The following is a 1,456-nucleotide window of genomic DNA, read 5'->3' on the forward strand; positions in this document are numbered from 1 at the left end:
GATGGGCGCGGACCGTGCGATCCTGGTGGTTGCTGCCGATGATGTGCATCAGGACATCGAGCCCCTGGCGGTGGCCAGGATCCTGGCGAAAGTGGCGCAGGAAGAGGGCGCGGGCCTGATCATCGCCGGCAAACAGGCGATCGACAACGACATGAACGCGACCGGCCAGATGCTGGCGGCGCTGCTGGGCTGGGCGCAGGCGACCTTTGCCAGCAAGCTCGAGGTTGATGGCGGCAAGGCCCGGGTCACGCGTGAGGTTGACGGCGGGCTGCAGACGATCGAGGTCAGCCTGCCTGCGGTGGTGACCGCCGACCTGCGTCTGAACGAGCCGCGCTATGCGAGCCTGCCCAATATCATGAAGGCCAAGAAAAAGCCGCTCGATGAAAAGACCGCCGGTGATTACGGCGTGGATGTTTCGCCGCGGCTTGAGGTTCTCAAGACCCGCGAGCCCGAGGGGCGCAAGGCCGGCATCAGGGTCGGCTCGGTCGATGAGCTGGTTGGCAAGCTGAAAGAAGCGGGGGTGATCTGATGGCTGTTCTGCTGCTTGGAGAAGTGACGGGTGGTGTTCTGAACCGCGATGCGACCGCCAAGGCGGTCAGCGCGGTCAGGGGCCTGGGCGATGTGACGGTGCTCTGCGCCGGCGCCTCGGCGAAAGCGGCCGCCGCGGAGGCCGCGACGATCGCCGGCGTGTCGAAAGTGCTGGTGGCGGAAAGCCCGGTCTATGGCCACCGGCTGGCCGAGCCGACGGCGGCGCTGATCGTGTCTTTGGCGGGTGACTACGACCATATCGCCGCGCCTGCGACGACGGATGCCAAGAACGTCATGCCGCGGGTTGCGGCGCTTCTGGACGTGATGGTGCTGTCGGATGTCTCGGCGGTGATCGGCGCGGATACGTTCGAGCGGCCGATCTATGCCGGCAACGCGATCCAGACGGTCAGGTCGAAGGACGCAAAGAAGGTCTTCACCATCCGCACGGCCAGCTTTGATGCGGCGGGCGAGGGTGGCTCGGCCGCGGTCTCGGATGTGGCTGCTGCTGCGGATCCCGGCCTGTCGTCCTGGGTCGGCGACGAGGTGGCGCAATCGGACCGCCCCGAGCTGACCTCGGCGAAACGTGTGGTCTCGGGCGGTCGCGGCCTTGGCTCGAAAGAGAGCTTCGGGATCATCGAGGCGCTTGCCGACAAGCTGGGCGCCGCGGTCGGCGCCTCGCGCGCGGCGGTGGACTCGGGCTACGCGCCGAACGACTGGCAGGTTGGCCAGACCGGCAAGGTTGTCGCGCCCGAGCTTTACGTTGCGGTCGGCATCTCGGGTGCGATCCAGCACCTCGCGGGGATGAAGGACAGCAAGGTCATCGTCGCCATCAACAAGGACGAAGAGGCCCCCATCTTCCAGATCGCAGACTACGGCCTCGTCGGGGACCTCTTCTCAGTCGTTCCAGAACTCACGCAGAAGTTGTAAG

2 protein-coding genes are annotated in these 1,456 nt (G+C 66.3%); both read left to right on the top strand.

Annotation, left to right across the window (positions count from 1 at the left end; all coding sequences use genetic code 11):
- A partial coding sequence (locus PARACOCCUSGL_RS0120055) for an electron transfer flavoprotein subunit beta/FixA family protein (RefSeq protein ID WP_010400978.1) occupies positions 1-529 on the top strand: 529 nt, incomplete at its 5' end.
- Positions 529-1,455: an electron transfer flavoprotein subunit alpha/FixB family protein gene (locus PARACOCCUSGL_RS0120060; RefSeq protein ID WP_010400980.1), complete on the top strand. Its 927-nt coding sequence runs from the start codon at positions 529-531 to the stop codon at positions 1,453-1,455. The genes PARACOCCUSGL_RS0120055 and PARACOCCUSGL_RS0120060, both read left to right, overlap by 1 nt.
- Position 1,456: the final 1 nt, after the last annotated feature.

It is taken from the genome of Paracoccus sp. TRP (assembly GCF_000185925.1).
GTDB classification, from domain to species: Bacteria; Pseudomonadota; Alphaproteobacteria; order Rhodobacterales; family Rhodobacteraceae; genus Paracoccus; species Paracoccus kondratievae.

What these genes read in the sequence shown, in the direction of transcription:
- PARACOCCUSGL_RS0120060 (WP_010400980.1), top strand. Translation starts at nt 529, where the DNA reads ATGGCTGTTCTGCTGCTTGGAGAAGTGACGGGTGGTGTTCTGAACCGC.